The sequence below is a fragment of the Undibacterium umbellatum genome (assembly GCF_014284125.1).
Lineage (GTDB): Bacteria > Pseudomonadota > Gammaproteobacteria > Burkholderiales > Burkholderiaceae_D > Undibacterium > Undibacterium umbellatum.
On record NZ_JACOFX010000018.1, the window covers coordinates 73,405 to 91,621 of the forward strand.

Genomic DNA, 18,217 nt, shown 5'->3' on the forward strand with positions numbered 1-18,217 from the left:
GTGAGCAGAATACCCTGTTCAGCGCTGTTTGCCCTCAACACGGGCAGGCTTGAGCAGTCAGTTCGCGCACGCGCGCCTGGATCAGCCAATCACGAACAGCGGCTGGCCATATTCTACAGGCTGACCATTTTCAACCAGAATCTGTTTGATCGTACCGCTGAAATCGCTTTCGATTTCATTCAGCAATTTCATTGCTTCAATAATGCAGAGGGTATCGCCAGCATTGACGCTCTTACCGATATCAGCAAAAGGAGCAGCGCCAGGGGAGGAGGAGCGGTAGAAAGTACCAACCATAGGGGATTTAACAATATGACCATCTGGCACGACCGGGGCGGCTGCCACAGGCGCGGCGGCTGGAGCTGCTGGCATCATTTGATGCTGGGGTTGCTGCATCATGACTACCTGGTTTTGCGGCATCGCAGAAGATTTGACGATACGGACTTTGCCTTCACCTTCAGTGACTTCCAGTTCAGCGATATCTGATTCTGCTACAAGGTCAATCAGGGTCTTGAGTTTTCTTAAATCCATGTGGAATCCCCTTGAAAAAAGTGGTTCTGAATTAATTGGGACGCGCAATACTGAGCAGGACAACAGCCCGGAAATCGCCGCCGAAGTTTGGATTATATACGAAATAAACTGAAATTATCAGCAAATTACGCGAAGATACGAGAATTTAAATATTTTTTAATGAAAAGTCAATCGCCAGGCGGTAACCGTCAGTGCCAAGGCCGCAAATAACCCCTCTGGCAATAGCAGACAAGTATGAATGATGTCTGAACGCTTCTCTTTGATGTACATTCGATATATGCACTTCAATAAACGGGATAGCAACCCCAGCCAGGGCATCCCGCAAGGCAACGCTGGTATGTGTCAGGCCACCAGGGTTGATGATAATAGCATCGACTTGCTCATTACGGGCGGCATGGATACGATCTATCAATGCGCCTTCATGATTACTTTGAAAAAATGACAAGTCTGCGCCCACTGCTCTGGCCTGTGCTTGTGCCGCTGATTCTATCTCGGCAAGTGTGGTAACGCCATAGGTAGCGGGTTCACGCGTGCCTAATAAGTTCAGATTGGGGCCATTCAGCAGCAACAGTTTGCGCGCCATAGTCACATTCAATTTGACGAAGATGGCCGCATTTTGCCGCTAATCGAAGCAGATTGGCAAGGAAAACCGAAGCGACTTCTATTTTTCCAAAGAAAATTTGGTGATATCGGCCCGTAATTCTTCCATCTTCAGGCGACCAAGGTAAGATTTCACCACCCTGCCCTCAGGGCTGATCAAAATAGTAAAAGGCAAACCGCCACCAGCATTCCCTAGCTTCCGCGACAATTCAGAGCCTTCCATGCCGGCAGCAAACAGCGGATAACTTATCTGGTATTTTTTTGCAAATTCAGCAATATTACTTGGACTATCAATGCCTGGCCCCAGAATTTGCACAGACTTGCCCTTGAACTCTTGTTGCAACGCAGACAATTCTGGCATTTCCTGCACGCAAGGTGCGCACCATGTTGCCCAAAAATTAACTACCAGAAACTTGCCCTGCCACTGCGCCAGCGTCTGGCTCTTGCCCTCGCTATCCTTGAACTGCTGAGCCATCAACTGGGCCACGGCCTGGTCTGCGGGTGGTTTGGGTGCCATCTGGCGGTTGCCTACGTAGACACCCAAACCGGCAAACGCCACGCCCAGGACCAGCGCCAGGGCAATAAACTTCTTGTTCATAGATATAGACTCACATATAAGCTGATCACGGCTCAAGGCGAGGATATTAGCCTAGCTGGAAGATTTATGCTGAAATGCTTGCTAACCTAGCGGGATTTCAGGCATGCCCTTGGTATTTTGGTATTATTCTCAGCTTTCACCTGTCGACAGACGCACTTACCAATGCTCTGACGGCCAGCAGTATGTGCCACAACCACCCTCTGGATAGTTTTAATGAATTCAATTTATCATGACGCCATTGCCTGCATCAAACTGCCTGCTAACGGTGACACCAGTGCAGGAAGCAATATTCCAGAGGCTCAGCAGATTTATCAACATGCTTCCGGTGCTGGACTGGGCCTGGACATAGTGTACGTTCAGATAGAAGGTGGGCAGCACATCCATCTGAAAAAGTATGATGTGCAGCATGCAGGCTATACAGCAAGAGATCTTTACCGGACTGGCTTGCAGAATTTATGGAAAAAGTCCGTTACCCATTTAAAGATGCACAAGAACGGCCCCATACGCAGCATCACGACGGATGGCCATCTTGAAGCCAGCCTGCTGCTGATCGGTGAATTGTGGGACAAGCGGCTGGCCTCGCTGGCCGAAAACGGCTTCATCGTCGCCATTCCCAGCCGTAATACACTCGCTTTTTGCGACTGCAAGTCTGAAGAAGGGATACAGGCACTCAAAGACCTGATAAAGCTCACGCATGAGAACGCAGAGCACCTGCTGACCACCTCCCTCTATCAACGCCAGGACGGTAAATGGGCAGAGATCAAGACAGACTTCAGTGTCACCAGAGCCGAGACCCTGGAACAAGCCCATGCCCGCTTACATGAGGGCATGCTGGCCAATGCCGAAGTATTACGTAATATCGCCAGAGAGCATTTCCAGATAGAACTAGACTATGACATCGGCGGCGTGCGCTGGGTCAATCATTTTTTAGAAAACACGTACAAAAACGGTTCCACGCAAGACCACAAAAATATCATCCTCTTCGCCGGGGCCTTTGTTGGTCAGTGCATAGTCCGCAGCATAGGCGGCAATTGGGACTGGCATGGAGATGACTACGTCATCCGCACTGGGGATGGCAAACTCTTCTCTCCCTGCAGCAAAGTAGCAAAACAACTGGCATGTGGTCAGGATGGCGAAGATTCAGTGCTGGGCTTGTATAAAGTCATCAAGGACATGTATCCGCCTGTCCTCAGCAAGGCCCAGCGCCTGTTGCAGACACTTTACAAACGACATGCAGACTACGAGTTTCACATAGCAAGTGTATTAGACCAGCGATTGCAATGGCTGCGGGTCGCTGACATGGATAGCAATCTGGTCCATGTCCAGCACCCAATAGAAGAAAATGGCGAGAACAACGGAAACAGTGCGAACAACGCAGCTACGCCAGCTAGCACCTGTTTTTATCTGCACCAGATGCGCAGTTACTATGTGCGCTCATCCAATGGCAGCTTCGTGCATGCAGAAGGTATCAGCGAATCACTTGCCAGCCTGCTGCCCGACGATGTCAGAAAACACATTGCAGCAGACAAAATCATCAGGACCATGTACCGCGACGCCGAGCTGCGACAAGAGCAATCTTTCGCGACTATCCGCTTGCAGAAATATCAGGGCGACAGTGACACTGACGATGTCTACGTGATTGGTCTGAAAAACATATCAAACGAAAAAATTAGAGTGCAGCAATTCGCCCACTTTCATTTTGAAGCAGACCAATGGCTGCTCGCGACTTCATTGCAGACTTATTATCCATCCTCTGAATTCGTCGACTGGTTTGAACTAAGCTCGGCATGGATAAAGCCAGGGCAGGAAGTGACGGCCATAGGCAGGCTGGGTCCACCACATACACTGTGGGCTTTCATGGGCGAAGCAGAAAATGGTGCATCTTTTACCACCAGCCTGGTCGTCCCTGCAGTAACTGTGCCTGCAGGCAAACGACAATCGGATGCAAAACGCCAGCGCAGCCAGTACTACACCCCTGGCAGGCCAGCAGATACAGAAATGAGCCGGATCCTCGCCGAATTGCAACTCAACTTCAGTCGCAACCGAAGCGGCATGGATGCGGAAATCCTCGACAGGATTGCGGCAGGCAGACCAGACTGGATGGACAATAATGAACCCTTACTGGAAATCATACGCCAGCAAAGGCGTCTGATGACAGAAGGCCGCATCGTCTGGGCTGCTCTGGTGCAGGCGAATAACCTCCTGTTTGAAGAGGGGGAACATGACCATCCAGCCATGCTGGTATTTAGTGAAGACACTTATTTCGAAAGCCGCCCGCATGAGTTGCGCGCGGTCGCTGAAAAAATCTATCAATTGAAAAGCACCGAACCAGAAGACCCGGAAGAAAAACTGGTAGCAGCCAGCGTGACGAATGAAATGAACCGTAACATGGGCTGGAAATTGCCTGATCTGCTCACCGACAAACACGTCAGAGCAGCCGCCTTTATGGTGTTTCGCAAACACATTCCGAATGGCATCCTGAACGCTGCCGTTTTCCCTATTCTTATTCACCCAGCTACCGATGCAGTCATGATCGTCCCGGTTGCATTCTGGCCGATGTCACTGACGACGATGTGGAGGCAGGGTAAACTGATCTACTAAGGTCGGGCTTTTTCAAAGGGCAGCTTTCTCAGCTTGCCCCTTATTCTCCAAGTTTAATTCAGGTTCACACTGGAATTTGCCATGAGAGCGTCAGCAAGTGCATCGACATATTCACGATCTGGCCTGACTTCATTTGTTATTTCATGGAAAAACTTGCCAAAAAAACTTTTCGTCGCATTTGGATGCCATTTTTCAAGATACTCCTTTGCCCTCTCGTGATCCACCACAACACCCAGGCCATTTTTGTACATCATACCTAGTATCAGGTATGCCTGCTTGTATCCCTGCGCTGCGGATTTAAGATACCAGTCCAAAGCAATTTTGTAGTCTTGCAATACACCAAATCCCAGTCTGTAGGCATCTCCCATTTTTACCTGTGCGGCTGGTTGCCCCTGATCTGCAGCCTTGCTATACCAGAAAACAACACGATCCCGGAAATCTTCCCAGGAAACAGGTGGCATATTATCTTCCAGCCATATGTTTGCATATAAATAATCTGATTGATGCCCCATCAAGAACTGCGCGTCGGCATTACCGTCTTCAGCGATGCTCTTCAACACATTTGTGTCGATGCCCTGAATTCCTATACGCCGGGGAGGCATTAAAAGAAGTTTTGCCAACTCTGGCCGGCCTTGTGCTACCAGGATTTTTGCATTGAGGTTCATTACCTGAAATGCTTCAGGATCTCTTCCGTTTTTTGCAATCTCAAGAGCAAGAAGTTCCTGACAAATTGCAATTGCATCGGTAGATTTCCCCTGTAATTGATATAGGTCAGCAAGTTTGATTTTGACATCAAACAATTGGGCATCGGCCCGCCTATAAGTGCTCGAGAGACAAAGCGCTTTTGACTGCAAATACAGTTTGCTGGCTTGATCGAATTGCTTATGCTCTGCAAGCATGTCTGCAAATTTCAGCAGGAAATCGACGTCATTACTATATTCGGACGGGCAAGATTCATAATATTTCAAACCACGGAGGTACAGAACTTCTATCTCGCCAAATTGCTCTGTCTGGCAATACAGTAAAGCCAGTCCAAACAAAATTTTTTCCAGATAGTAGCTATTTGGTGCCAACTCTTCAAACTTGGCCAGGCTTTGCTTCAACAATTCTATGGCCTGTCCGAACTGATTTTGCTGTCGATAAAACTCAGCAAACTCCACACTTACCCGTGAAGCTTCAAAATCTGCATACTCTCCTTCTTTATATGCATCACAACAAGCCAAAGCCAAATTAAATATTTCTGCAGCTTTATCCAGTTTATTTTGTGCACGATAAAACCTGACCAGGCTTGTCGGACTTGGGAATCCCCTATCCAATGAATCAGTCAGATTGCCTTGAAAATCTATCAGTGTTATCTGTATCAATTTTTCAAGCAAAGCAGCATCAGAGGCGTAGTCAGTTTGTATCGCCTGTCTTTCCCAACCGTAGAAGGCAGGATTTTCCATGCATCTCGCACGCAGGCTGTATCCATCTTCCATATTGAAAGGCATAGGTCCTTGTGCAAGTTCTGAATAGGATTCTTTACCATCCTGCTCGGGCAAATGTACGTCACACGACAATTGTCGTAAAAAACTCTCGCGCCTGCCCTCTTCTATCCCACCCTGCCGGAACCAGAGATAGAATACTTCTGGATGAAAATGCAGGATGATGCTGTCTTGTTCTTTCCAAAGTTGATACTCGTCATGCACTTTGCCTGAAAAAATCCGCTTAACAGCAGGCAGAACAAACTCATCTGGCAACTGGTAAAGCGTAAATCGCACATCGGGGAAATAAAGAGATATATCCAGCAAATTGCTTAGATAGTAGGGATTGATCCGTTCGTAAATATATATAAGGGCATCACCTTTTTTCAGGCAATTGCACCGGCGATAAGCCCTGGCCCAATCTATATGAAACAAAACCGACTGCAAATCCATTTTGTCATCGGCATTTTCTGCCATGATGATGACGGTTTGATCGTAACCCATGCCGTAGTCCGTATTATGTTTGACACGCACAAGGTGAAAACCAGTGGACTGTAATAGTCCGCTAGCGAATTCATCCCTGTAAAATGGAAAACTTGAGCTTACTCAAGAAAAGTAGCAAGACAATGACGACTCAATTTTCTCTTGACAAGTAAATCAATATTCTAGCATCGCTGTGGCAACCCACCCTGGTGAGATACTTTTACCGCGCGAAGAACATGAATTCAAAATCAAACTGTCTGATTTGCCATCACCTCTTTTTGAAAACCAGGCTAGAGCGTTAATACAACATCCAAAAAATGAAACACCCCGGACTACGACAAATCTTAATCCGGGGGTGTTTTTCGTGCATCTGCAAGACCTTCTAAAAGCTGCAGCTATTAACCTACAGCATCAATGCGCCCCACCCGCATCCACAGGCACAGCCGATTTCTTCGGCTTGGTCAGCCACACCAGACCTATCAGACCGATGAACATATAAGCTGACAGCCAAAAAATATCCGTCGCTGCCATGGTGCTGGCCTGTATGCTGATAGTGCGGTCTATGATGGCGTAGGCGCCTTGTTCTGGTATGCCTTGCTGCATCAACCCCTGCACGGTCTGTACAAAGTTTGGGTAGCTGCTGCCTGTATTTTCTGCGATCTGGGCATGGTGCAGGGTACTGCGACTATCCAAGATGGTGGTCATGATGGAAGCTCACATGCCACCGCACATGATACGCACGAAATTGGACAAGCCCGAAGCTGCAGGGATTTTTTCTGGCGGCTGGCCGGACAAAATAATCGACGTCAGCGGGATAAAGAACATCGACATGGCCGCGCCCAGTGTCAATGTAGGGATCAACAGCGTATAGGTATCGACCTCGGTGTTAAAACGTGAGCGCAGGAAAAACACAATCGCAAAGCCCATGAAGGCAGCGGAGGTGACTTTTCTGGCTTCCACTTTGGGCAATATCTTGCCTATGATGAGTGACAATAAAATCGCAAAGATGCCGACTGGTACCATGACCTTACCTGCTTCAGTTGCCGTGTAAGCCAGCTGAGTCTGCAACCACAGTGGCATGATGACGAGGCTACCGAAGAACAGGCCATAGCCTATGGAAATGGCGATCACACCAGCGTTCAAATTGAGCCCCTTGAACGGCGAGAGGTCAACCAAAGGATGATCCTGCCCCAGTTCCCAGACGATGAAATAAACCAGGCCTATGGCAGCAATCACCGTCAACAGGATGATCTCGCCAGAATGGAACCAGTCCAGTTCCTTGCCTTTGTCGAGCATGATTTGCAAAGCGCCCACCCCCAATCACCAACAAGAAGAGGCCGACCTTGTCGATAGGCAAGCTCTTGATAGCAGACTCACGTTTACCGTAGATGGACCAGGTGGCCAAGGCGGTGAATAAACCTACCGGGATGTTGATATAGAAAAACCAGGGCCAGGAATAATTATCCGATATCCAGCCGCCCAGTAAAGGCTCCATGATGGGCGCGACCAGGGTGGTCACGCGCCATAGCGCCAGGGCCATTGAGCTTTTGGCGGGCGGATAACTCCCCAGCAATAAGGCCTGTTACAGTGGGATCATACAGCCAGCGACTGCACCTTGCAAAATACGGGCAGCAATCAGTATCTTAATATTCGGTGCCATGCAGCACAGCCACGACGAAATGACAAACAGCATGATGGACGACAGGAATAACCTGACCTGACCAAAACGGGTCGTCAACCAGCCCGTCAGCGACACCGAAATGGCGTTCGCCACCGCAAACGAGGCGATAACCCAGGTGCCTTGCTGCGGCGAGACACCAAGGTTGCCAGAGATTGCCGGTATCGATACGTTGGCGATGGATGAATCCAGCACATTCATGAAAACCGCCAGCGATAGGGCCAGCGTGCCCATTACCAGCTGCCCACCTTTCAGTGGCGGATGCGGTGCCTGTGGACTTGGCGCACTCATTACATGCCCTTGGCTTTGGATGTAGCTACAACCGCTTTGCTGTCTTTACTTGCAGGCAAATTCGCAGCGATGATCGCGGCAATGCGCTGGTCAGCTTCTTTACCGTTTTGTTCAAAAACAGCGGTCTGGTATGCCGGAGCGGTGCGTGCTGCAGCAGATATACAAGCTGATTGATTTTTTTGCAAGACCTGCTTTGCAGGCAGGTCTTGCAAACTCAGTAGCGCTTTGAAATCAGCGGACGATATGAGATTTCAGCTCTGGCGCTTCCATCAGGCTGCGTTGCAGCTTCAGGAGCACGTCTTCGGAAGCACGACGTCCTGTCAGATTGAAGTCCTTTTTAAACTCATCAAATTCTGCAGCGCCATTACCAGAAACTTTGGTTTCAAATATCAATTGGCCATTCTTGTCTGTTACTTTGCAAGTCAACTCTGTTGTGAACTTGGTCGGTGGCCAGGTCAAGGCACTTGGAGAAGACGAGTCAGTCTTGATTGTCGGTGTAATGATCATGGAGATATTATTCTTCGCCATCGTATCAGTGTCCGTGGTGGATTTTAAGCGCGTCACCTTGGTAAAGACATTGCTCAATACACGGTAAAAACCAGTTTCAATATCACGATAAGGTTGATACGTCACTTTATCACCGCCACCGCCGGGTGTCGTGACCACCAGACTGCTTTGTTCAGGCGTGATGATGTAAGCAACACTAGCATTGATTTGCTGGCCCTGGATAGGTGGGCCAAGTTTATCCGCATTAGGGGAAACAGAATATGGATGGGCACACGCGCTAAGAATAACTGCGGCGAATGCGATGGAAAAGAGTTTAGAAAAGCGCATGGATAGATTTATGTAAAGAGTAAAAAAATTATTTGATTGCGTCAGCAAAAGCCTTGTCTTCATAAACCAGACCCAGCAGTTTTTGTACCGCAAAGTTATATTCCTGAATGGCCTTGGGGATAGCTACGGCACCAGCAAAAGAAGAGGGAAATTCCTGTTTGACAAATTTCACCTGATCATAGGTCGTAGCACCATTGCGTTTGACGACAAAGCGTGCCTCGACGGTAACATAACCTACACTGAAGCCAGCAGCATCAATGTCATTCTTGAGCAAAACGCCTGACACAGAGAGACTACCCGTTGGCGTATAACGGTTTGCCAGTGACAGTTCTTGCTTGATGGCCTCAGCCACGTACGCACCATAGGAATCACTGTATGGAGAGCTCATAGAAGAGCCACGTATAGAAATTGGGTAGGTGTTTCCAGGTCCAGGTGTGGAGATAAACTGTCCCACACTGAGCTTGGTTTCACCACTGTTCTTCAAAGTTTGAACATTTTCGATGGAAACCGAATACTGTGGCGCCATCATGGAGCAACCCGTGCTCAGTGCAGCAATTCCCACGCAAGTGGCAAATTTCTTGATATGCATATTTGCTCCAGAATTGATTGATTTGATACGGATCTGTCAACAGCCCCACCGCTTGGCAGACGGCTTGACGCAACGCAGCCGTTCGACAATTTTCTCTATTATCAATGACACCAAGCAGGAAGCGACGAGAATCACTTATAGACAGAATTGGCAAAACTTACGGCACGATACCTCATAGACGCGCATCTATCAACACAAGCCTGCAGCTTTTTTTTGATTTTTCACGGAAACAATTTGCTTTTACGAAATCTGCTTTTTTTGCCCTTCTATCTGTTCAGACGCATCATATTTAGTCATTGCGACCTACATTAATGCAATTGCCCGCGCGTATCTGTCCGTCTCGATTTTCGGCGCGCATGACGGCATAAACGCTACTCATCAAAAATGCTGCTAAACATGCTCTGAATTCAAGTGTGTACTGCATAGTGGCAGCGATTTACAGTGCAGCAGCGTGATACATCAACAAATCTAAAATCAATCCTGAGTCAAACATGTCAGGCGTAGTGCTACAGAAACACCTGCCTTATCCTTGGTTGTTAAATGCAAACATATCCCGTATCGTTGCGGCATTACTTCACATCGCAAACAACCATGACGCTTTCACACCTTGCCACCATCCTCAGCTTTTGTCTGCTCTCCAGCACTGCTATCGCGGCGGATCTGGCTTTTAAAAAAATATCTGCCACTGAGTTCGAACTGACGCTCACCAGCGACATCAGCCTGACTGTGGATCAGGCACAAGTCATGATGTCAGATCCGGCGTCAACCCTGTGTGCAGGCAAGATACCGCAATATGGTAAGTATAAATTTGCGGGATCAGAAAACCTGACAGCGCAAAAATCTGCTGAAAAAACACCGGTTTTCCATATGGTACAAATGTTGAGCTGTGTAGCTGATTTGCCAACGCGTCCTAAAGGCGCCACTCCCACCGTCAGAAAAATAGACAGCGATCAAGAATTCAAACTCAAGATAGAAGGCAAGAAACTGACCACTGCCTATCTGTCTGCCAAAGAAAACGCTTACTACGAAACCGCCTATAACATGCTTAGTCCAAGCATGAAAGCCACCATTAATCCAGAAGAGTGGCAAGCCCTCGCTACCGCTTACCAGGCAAAAATCGGTAAGCTGGTGTCACGTGATCTGTGGCGCGTCACCGTTTATGACAACCCTGTCAATTCATCACAGCCTGGCACCTATATCGCCGTAGACTATGAAACAAAACACAGCATTGCCCCGGTTACCTGCGGCTATGTGGTCTGGTTTCTGGCACCCGACAGTAAAAATCACTTCAGTCTTATGCGTGAAGAATATGGCCATATTTCTGAAGACATCGTCAAATCAACGTCCGCCAGTGACATGGGAAAATTGGGCAAGCAGATGGGGTGTAAGACATAGATACACGCCTGAAGATGCAGGTCGGATAAAGTATACCCGGATGAGAATAGTGAATACCGCTTGTTTTCCCGGCCAACTCCCATGCTATCAAGCACTTACTGCGCTTCTACCTTTTTTATGCAAAATTCAGTTTAGTAATTATCACGCACCAGCCACGGTGACAACCTTGCTGCTATATTGCATTATTGATTAACAAGTAACGCACTCTGAGCTTAGGTGTTCAAGTGCTGGACATGCATGAACAAGAAATTACTGATACTCGATCTTGATGAAACCCTGATCTATGCGACTGAACAACAACTCGGCCATGAAGCTGATTTTCAGTTCTTTTCCTATCACGTCTATCTGCGTCCGCATGTGAGGGAATTCATCGCATTTTGCCTGGAACATTTTGAGTGCGCCGTCTGGACTTCTGCTTCGGAAGATTATGCCGCCATCATCGTCAGGCATTTGTTTGGCGAAGAACCGCCACTGAAATTTATCTGGGCCAGGCAGCGCTGTACGCGCGTATTCAATCCTGAATATCAGGATTTTGAATGGGTCAAGAACCTGCAAAAAGTCAAACGCCGTGGTTACCGGCTTGAGCATATTATCATGCTGGATGACACCCCAAAAAAACTCCGCCGCAATTATGGCAACCTGGTGCGCATCAATATGTTTGAAGGTGATATGCAAGACCGTGAACTCAAGCACGTCATGCTCTATCTGCAAGAACTGAAACTGGCAGAGAATATCCGCAAGATTGAAAAGCGTGGCTGGCGGCTACGCTTTACTGGAGACCCGCAACAAGCCTGACCAATGCTGATGGCGCCGTGCACACCATAGGACATGATTCACTATCTATGTGCTTTCATCTCCTTTATTCAAATTCGTCAGACTCCCTAGCCTGGCAAGGTCCTCGCCATCCAGTCGATAATGTAATCTTTCAACGACATGCGCCGCGCCCAGGCTTTCATAGAAATTCCGGGCCTTGTCGTTGTATGCCATGACATGCCAGTCCATGCGCGCGCAGCCATTGTTGAGTGCATATCTGGCAGCCCATTGCATGAGTGCTTCTCCCACGCCTGTGCGCCGGGCGTTTGAGTGCACATACAATTCCTTGATAAATAATTGTCCACTTTCTCCCGCCACAGGATTGACGAAAGAATGGAAAATCGTGATCGCGATCAAACCTGTGACCATGCCATCATCACGCATGGCAACAGCAATGCGCACGGCTGAATCAGCGGCGAGCAGTTGCGACATGAAATGGGCTTTGACGACTTCACGCGTAGCAGCATGCGCGCCGTTGTAATGCGTGCCTATGTCGTGCAACAGATCTATCACCGACTCGTGTTGGGCCGCTTGCAGGAAGTCGATATGCATAATATTTTTCTGACATTTTTATCTATTATGGTGCGCCAAACGCACCCTACAGGCTGATGTAAGCACCACCTTCACGGCACGATCGTGGTAAACAAATACACTGCAAAAATCACGCAATGGATAGTGCCCTGCATGATGGTCGTGCGCCCTGTCCCCAGTGAGATGGTGGTAATCATCAGCGACAGTAACAGCAGGATCATGGACTTAGCATCCAGACCCAGTGTCAGTGACCAGCCTGTGCTCAGTGAAATAACCGCCACCACTGGTATCGTCAAGCCTATGCTGGCGAGCGCAGAACCGAGCGCCAGGTTGATACTGGTTTGCAGGCGGTTGGCGCGGGCCGCGCGGAAAGCTGCTACGCCTTCAGGCAGCAACACCACGATGGCGATGATGATACCCACCAGGGCCTGGGGGGCACCAGCCGCAGCGACAGCATGCTCCAGAGTGGGGGCCAGGGATTTCGCCAGCAACACGACTACGCCCAGGCACAGCATCAGCAAACCGGCACTGGTCCAGGCCACGGCATTACTGGGCAGGGCGGCATGCACCTCTTCATCAGCGACAGCTTCTTCAGGCAAAAAATAATCGCGGTGACGTACAGTTTGCACCAGTACAAAAGTGCCATACAAGACCAGCGAGACAATGGCAATGAAAGCCAGTTGACTGGGGCTGTAGACCGGCCCGTGCACAGTCGAAGTGAAATTTGGCAGAACCAAAGTCAGTACGGCCAGTGCCGCCAGCGTTGCCAGTGAAGTGCTGGCACCTTGCAAGCTGAAACTTTGCTCCTTGTGGAGGCTGGCACCAGCCAGCAAACACAGGCCGATAATGCCATTGAGAATAATCATGATGGCAGCAAACACGGTATCACGCGCCAGGCCGGACGTGGCTTCACCACCTGCTAGCATCAGCGAGACGATCAGGGCAACTTCTATCAGCGTGACGGCCAGAGCCAGCAAGAGCGTGCCAAAGGGTTCGCCTATCTTGTGTGCAACCACCTCAGCATGATAGACAGCGGTCAGCACACCGCCAAACAAGGCAATGGTTAGCAGAACGACATATAGCTGTGCAGTAATCAACAAGCCGCCACCCAGAACAATCCAGGTAGCAAAAGGCATGATGATGGACCAGCGCGGCAATGTGGCAGACTTAGTCATGCTTGCTCCTCGTTGTTTCTGTCGGAAAGGATGTTAATGTCATCATTGGCAGTTAGCATCGGTGCTACTGGCTTCAGCTACGTCATAACGACTTTGCACCATATACACACCCTGCGCTGTCGGGCGCAGTACCAGCATGTGGCTAAAACTGCTTTCACAAAATTCTTTCATGGCGGGCGCACCCAGAGCGCTGGCAATGGCAGGCACAGTATTGCTGTGCCCTACTACCAGCACCACGCCATTGCTGGCACGCACCGCAGCCACCACTTCATTGATATGCTCGGCACCGCGTTTTGCCCCCAGCACTTGCGGTGTGATGCCCCTGGCCTGCGCCAGCGGCAACGCGGTTTCACGCGTGCGTTTGAATTGGGTGGTGAAGATGTTGCTGACAGCACTGTGTTGCAAAGCTATTGCAAGGGCCTGCGCCCGCGCCTGGCCAAGTGCAGACAAGCTGGGGTCAGCCGGATTGTCCGCCGATTTTTCAGCATGGCGCACCAGGATAATCAAATCAGGCTCGGCTTGCACCGTGAAAGGTAACAACAAGGTGCAACACAAGGCAAACAAAACGGCGGTGGATTTTGGCATGGGTGGCTTCAGGCAAGGAAAATAGACAGTGACAATTCAGACCCGTGAATTTTACTACGTCAGCATGTTATGCTTGAGCTATCTGAAACAGGCAAGAATATTTTCATGAAATTACCTGGCAATAAAGCTCTTTTTGCGATCTCCCTACTTGCCGGTGCGCTGACGATTGTTGGCATGGCACTCTATTCGCGTCTGAACACGACTACCGCCGCTGCAGTAGCTCCTGCACCGACAACCCGCCATCTGCATGGGGATATCCGTGTCACGGAACAAATCACGCCGCAAAGTATTGCAGCATTCAAGCAGCAAGGCATACAGTCGATTATCGCCATGCGCCCGGACGGCGAAGTAGCCGGCCAGCCAAGTGCAGCCGCTATCGAAAAAGAGGCGCAGGCTGCCGGGCTGAAGTTTACTTACATCCCCATACCGCATGGCGACATCCCGGATACCAGCGTGACTGCCTTGCAGCAAGCCCTGGCAAAAAACCAGGGCCAGATATTACTCTATTGCCGCAGTGGCAGCCGCGCTGCCCGCACCTGGAGCCTGGTCGAAGCATCGCGTACTGGCGGCCTGGACGCCGCCACCATAATGGCCGCAGTCAAATCCGCCGGACTAAAGGCAGATGACCTCGAGGGCTTGATAAAAAAACGTATCGCTACCCGCGGTGATGGAGGTAAATCATGAGCGACAGCTCAACATTATCACTGGATATTAATCAGCAAACAGTAACACAGCCATCTCTCACATTATGGCAAATTTTGTACAAAGCCCTGCTTGTTTTCGCTGGCCTGCTATTGGGAGCTTTGGCAGGCGTTTTCATTTGTTTATCTGCGGGCTGGATTGAGTTGTGTTGAATCTCATGTTTACTAATTTGCGTCACATATCATCCCTGGCAATTGCCAGCGTATTCCTCTTTTCCAGCCCTGCCCATGCAGACGCACTGGATGAGGCCATACAGGCGGAAATGCAGCGCCAGCAAATACCTGGTCTTGGTCTGGCAGTGGTCAAAGATGGAAAAATCGTGCGTGAGCAAGGATATGGCTGGGCCAATCTGGAGCATCAGGTGGCGGTCAGCGAAAAGACCATCTTCCAGTCAGGCTCCGTCGGTAAACAATTTACTGCTGCACTGGTGCTCTTGCTGGAAAAGGATGGCAAGCTCAAACTCAATGATCCGGTATCCAAGTATTTAAAGAATACACCTGCCAGCTGGAAAAATATCCGCATCCATCATTTGCTGAACCATACCTCGGGCCTGCGCGATGCCGAAGAAAAAATCAATTACCGCAAAGATTACCGCGATCAGGATTTGATCAGGATTGCCGCCTCGGTGCCGCTTCTGTTTCAGCCAGGTGAGAAATGGTCATACAGTAATACCGGCTATCATTTACTGGGCTTTATCTGCAATCAGGTTGGCGGCAAGTTTTATGGTGAGCAGCTAAGGGAAAGAATTTTCCAGCCGCTGGGCATGAGCACACGCATCATCAGTGAACGTGATCTGATCATGCACAGGGCGGCTGGTTACGACGTGGTGGACGGGCAATACAAAAATCAGGACTGGGTATCCCCCAGCCTGAACGCCACGGCTGATGGCAGCTTGTATCTGACTGCACATGACCTGGCCTTGTGGGATATTGGCCTGCAAGGTGAGCAAATCCTCAGCGCCAGCATGAAGCAAGCCAGTTGGACACCGGTCAAACTCAACAAGGGCGGCAGCTATCCATATGGCTACGGCTGGGGAATGTCCAAGTTGAAGCAGTACACCATACTTGATCACGATGGCGCATGGCAGGGTTTCACGACACAATTCAGCCGCTTCGTTGAACCAGGTTTGACGATCATCATCCTGACAAACCGCTCAGGAGCAAGCCTGGGACGTTTCATCGATATTGTCGCTGCCAGTTATCTGCCAGACTTGAAACTGGAACAGGAACAGGGCAAGCCGGACGGGAAGAAATAAGCATGTCCGGGCTACCCTGGCGCAATCGTTTAGTCAAATACGAAATGAAAATTATGAACAGAAACACGGCCATCAACAATAACTCAGAACACTAGCCCGCACTCCCCATGATCAAGTTTATGCGCATCACCAATCTGGTACTCATGCTACTTCTGGGTCTCTCGACATCCATTACTTTTTCAAAAACGCAGTACAGCAACAGCGCTGAAGCTGTCGGTGCACTTTTTGGTGTTTTCCTGATCCTGTCATTTTATTTTGTTCCATGGCTTGCCCTCTCCAGTCATAGCACTTTGCGCCGCCTGCGTTTTGCCAGGCGATATGGTTTCATCAGCCTGATGATTGCCCTGCTCTTTGTCGTCGTTTTCGTCGCGTCAGGACAGCAGCTTGATATCGCCATGGTGCTAGGACTTGGCCTTATCTATGGCTTGCCCTTGATGTTGAATTTCTTTGCTTTTGATAAAAAAATTCAGGACATCAAGCTTAAGGTAGAACAGGCAGCCGTCAATGCCGGTAGCATGGCAACAGCAAGCTCGCATGATGTCGACGTGACCAGCATGGCACAGGATATACGTCAAAAAACCAACTACATGCTGGCACACTGGCGCGGCAATATGTCACTGGCCCGATCTTACTGGATCAATGGCGTGCTCCTGAGCAACATCGTTGTGGGTATAGTCGCCATTGGCGTCATCAGTGTGCTGGAAAAGTCCGGCATCACGCTACGTGCACTGGCTAGCGCCATTATCTTCTGTTTTTTTGTCGCCTGCCTGATCTGGTTGTGGTCTATGGTAGGCATCGCCCGTTCTGCCAGCAAGCATAAATCCAGAGGTGGCTCTGGCTTGCTTGCCATACTGGCGCAACTATCGGTCGTACTCAGCATGGTCGCCATGGTGACCAAGGCCGTTGATTCTCACCTCCCCAAAATGCAGGAACTTTTCCTGATCGCCAGCGGCAATGACAGCATGCCCAAGGTCACCATCACAGGTTCAGCTCAAGGCGACATGCTAGCACTAAGGGGAACGCTGGGTGAAGGCAGCAGTACCAGCTTTGCAGAATTCATCAAAGCCAGCCCGCAGGTCAAAACCATCATTTTGAATTCACCTGGTGGCCGCCTGCTGGAAGCACAGAAAATTGCCGACCTGCTCAAAGCGAGGGGGCTAAATACCTACGTTGAAGAGCAATGCGCAAGTGCCTGCACCTATATTTTCCTGGCAGGTCAGGACCGTGCTGCGACACCCAACGCCAGCATAGGCTTTCATCAACCCAGTTTCCCTGGTATCCATGGAAATGAAAAAGAGTTGGCGACCCAGGCCATGTTGAACAGATATCGACAAGCCAATCTTCCCGAAAAGTTCGTCCAGCGGATCGGCAGAACCAGTTCAGAAGACATGTGGTACCCAAGCCGGGAAGAATTGCTGGACGCCGGCGTCATCACCCGCACCTCACTTGGCGGCGAGGCAGGCTCCACGCTCTTCTCTGACATGCACACCCGCGATGACCTCTTGCAAGCACTACGCGATAACAGAATGTGGCGTATCTACGAACAACGTCACCCTGGAAAAATGGAGGAACTCAGCAACCAGATATGGAAGATGAAACTGCAAGGGGCTGACCAGCAAGCTTTGCAAACTGCTTTACAGTTGCCACTCAAAAATGCATACATCAGCGCGCTGAAGTCAGCACCAGATGCCTATGTCGCCGAATATGGCATCCTGCTCCTTGATCAATTGAAGGCAGCCAGAGATGTCAGTCCAGACGCCTGTGCCAAATTCATCAAAGGCCAGCTCAACATTCACCGCACTCTGCCGAGAAGCATTATTATTCGCGACCGCGCCCTCATGGAAAAAGTCTTGAGCGCCACAGAACATGGCACCAGCTATGCCATGAACTCACCAGAATTTGCCAAGGCCGCAAGCAAGCTGATGAACTTCATGAGCCCGCTGCACCAGCGCGTGACGCAAGATCTGTCAGCCTTCAACAAACAACCTGAATTGCAATGCGAAGCCTCGATCGCCCTGTACCAAAACATCCAACGCTTGCGCGAGAAAGACCGGCACGTAGTATTGAGCGGGCTGGTGCAAGCGAAGTAGCCTACA

17 protein-coding genes and 1 pseudogene are annotated in these 18,217 nt (G+C 49.7%); 7 read left to right on the plus strand and 11 right to left on the minus strand.

The window, feature by feature from the left end; translation table 11 throughout:
- Positions 1 to 81: 81 nt before the first annotated feature.
- The 3 genes from accB to H8L47_RS24165 form a co-directional block, all read right to left on the minus strand.
- On the minus strand, positions 82 to 528 hold the full coding sequence (accB, locus tag H8L47_RS24155) for an acetyl-CoA carboxylase biotin carboxyl carrier protein (protein ID WP_186956224.1): 447 nt from the start codon (positions 526 to 528) through the stop codon (positions 82 to 84).
- 145 nt (positions 529 to 673) lie between these two features.
- Positions 674 to 1,111, minus strand: a complete 438-nt coding sequence (gene aroQ, locus H8L47_RS24160) for a type II 3-dehydroquinate dehydratase (protein ID WP_186956226.1) — start codon at positions 1,109 to 1,111, stop codon at positions 674 to 676.
- 78 nt (positions 1,112 to 1,189) lie between these two features.
- Positions 1,190 to 1,726 carry a TlpA disulfide reductase family protein gene (locus H8L47_RS24165; RefSeq protein ID WP_186956228.1) on the minus strand — a complete coding sequence of 179 codons (537 nt, stop codon included), beginning with the start codon at positions 1,724 to 1,726 and terminating at the stop codon, positions 1,190 to 1,192.
- A gap of 213 nt (positions 1,727 to 1,939) precedes the next feature.
- Between H8L47_RS24165 and H8L47_RS24170 the strand changes: the two genes are divergently transcribed.
- Complete coding sequence (locus H8L47_RS24170) at positions 1,940 to 4,327, plus strand: hypothetical protein (protein ID WP_186956230.1); 2,388 nt, start codon at positions 1,940 to 1,942, stop codon at positions 4,325 to 4,327.
- 53 nt (positions 4,328 to 4,380) lie between these two features.
- Here H8L47_RS24170 and H8L47_RS24175 read toward each other — a convergent pair whose 3' ends face one another.
- The 5 genes and pseudogenes from H8L47_RS24175 to H8L47_RS24195 all read right to left on the minus strand — a co-directional run bounded on the left by H8L47_RS24175 (position 4,381) and on the right by H8L47_RS24195 (position 9,665).
- Positions 4,381 to 6,294, minus strand: a complete 1,914-nt coding sequence (locus H8L47_RS24175) for an SEL1-like repeat protein (protein WP_186956232.1) — start codon at positions 6,292 to 6,294, stop codon at positions 4,381 to 4,383.
- A 390-nt stretch (positions 6,295 to 6,684) separates the two neighbouring features.
- A pseudogene (locus H8L47_RS24180) lies at positions 6,685 to 8,242 on the minus strand (DHA2 family efflux MFS transporter permease subunit).
- Positions 8,242 to 8,427: a hypothetical protein gene (locus tag H8L47_RS24185; RefSeq protein ID WP_186956233.1), complete on the minus strand. Its 186-nt coding sequence runs from the start codon at positions 8,425 to 8,427 to the stop codon at positions 8,242 to 8,244. The pseudogene H8L47_RS24180 and the gene H8L47_RS24185 overlap by 1 nt, the downstream one beginning before the upstream one ends.
- A gap of 46 nt (positions 8,428 to 8,473) precedes the next feature.
- Positions 8,474 to 9,076 (minus strand): hypothetical protein, encoded by a 603-nt coding sequence (locus H8L47_RS24190; RefSeq protein WP_186956235.1) that lies wholly within the window; start codon positions 9,074 to 9,076, stop codon positions 8,474 to 8,476.
- A 28-nt stretch (positions 9,077 to 9,104) separates the two neighbouring features.
- Complete coding sequence (locus tag H8L47_RS24195) at positions 9,105 to 9,665, minus strand: hypothetical protein (protein WP_186956236.1); 561 nt, start codon at positions 9,663 to 9,665, stop codon at positions 9,105 to 9,107.
- A 591-nt stretch (positions 9,666 to 10,256) separates the two neighbouring features.
- Between H8L47_RS24195 and H8L47_RS24200 the strand changes: the two genes are divergently transcribed.
- Positions 10,257 to 11,060, plus strand: coding sequence for a DUF4019 domain-containing protein (locus H8L47_RS24200; RefSeq protein ID WP_186956238.1), 804 nt, complete (start codon positions 10,257 to 10,259; stop codon positions 11,058 to 11,060).
- Between the two features lie 237 nt (positions 11,061 to 11,297).
- Positions 11,298 to 11,855, plus strand: a complete 558-nt coding sequence (locus H8L47_RS24205; RefSeq protein ID WP_186956239.1) for an NIF family HAD-type phosphatase — start codon at positions 11,298 to 11,300, stop codon at positions 11,853 to 11,855.
- A gap of 45 nt (positions 11,856 to 11,900) precedes the next feature.
- On the opposite strand, the gene H8L47_RS24210 is transcribed toward H8L47_RS24205, so the two are convergent.
- From H8L47_RS24210 to H8L47_RS24220, 3 genes are all read right to left on the minus strand, one after another.
- Complete coding sequence (locus tag H8L47_RS24210) at positions 11,901 to 12,425, minus strand: GNAT family N-acetyltransferase (RefSeq protein ID WP_186956241.1); 525 nt, start codon at positions 12,423 to 12,425, stop codon at positions 11,901 to 11,903.
- A gap of 71 nt (positions 12,426 to 12,496) precedes the next feature.
- Entirely contained in the window at positions 12,497 to 13,579 is a 1,083-nt protein-coding gene (locus H8L47_RS24215; RefSeq protein ID WP_186956242.1) for a calcium:proton antiporter, read from the minus strand.
- Between the two features lie 42 nt (positions 13,580 to 13,621).
- The gene (locus tag H8L47_RS24220) at positions 13,622 to 14,164 is read right to left on the minus strand and encodes a phosphoglycerate mutase family protein (protein ID WP_186956243.1); all 543 of its coding nucleotides are present in this window, start codon (positions 14,162 to 14,164) and stop codon (positions 13,622 to 13,624) included.
- Positions 14,165 to 14,269: 105 nt separating this feature from the next.
- Between H8L47_RS24220 and H8L47_RS24225 the strand changes: the two genes are divergently transcribed.
- From H8L47_RS24225 to H8L47_RS24240, 4 genes are all read left to right on the plus strand, one after another.
- Positions 14,270 to 14,848 carry a TIGR01244 family sulfur transferase gene (locus H8L47_RS24225; RefSeq protein ID WP_186956245.1) on the plus strand — a complete coding sequence of 193 codons (579 nt, stop codon included), beginning with the start codon at positions 14,270 to 14,272 and terminating at the stop codon, positions 14,846 to 14,848.
- Positions 14,845 to 15,018 (plus strand): hypothetical protein, encoded by a 174-nt coding sequence (locus H8L47_RS24230; RefSeq protein WP_186956246.1) that lies wholly within the window; start codon positions 14,845 to 14,847, stop codon positions 15,016 to 15,018. Before H8L47_RS24225 ends, H8L47_RS24230 begins: the two co-directional genes overlap by 4 nt.
- 5 nt (positions 15,019 to 15,023) lie before the next feature.
- A complete protein-coding gene (locus H8L47_RS24235) occupies positions 15,024 to 16,121 on the plus strand; it encodes a serine hydrolase domain-containing protein (protein ID WP_186956247.1) in 1,098 nt (365 codons plus the stop codon).
- A 107-nt stretch (positions 16,122 to 16,228) separates the two neighbouring features.
- Positions 16,229 to 18,211 (plus strand): COG3904 family protein, encoded by a 1,983-nt coding sequence (locus H8L47_RS24240; RefSeq protein WP_186956249.1) that lies wholly within the window; start codon positions 16,229 to 16,231, stop codon positions 18,209 to 18,211.
- The last annotated feature ends 6 nt before the right edge of the window (positions 18,212 to 18,217 follow it).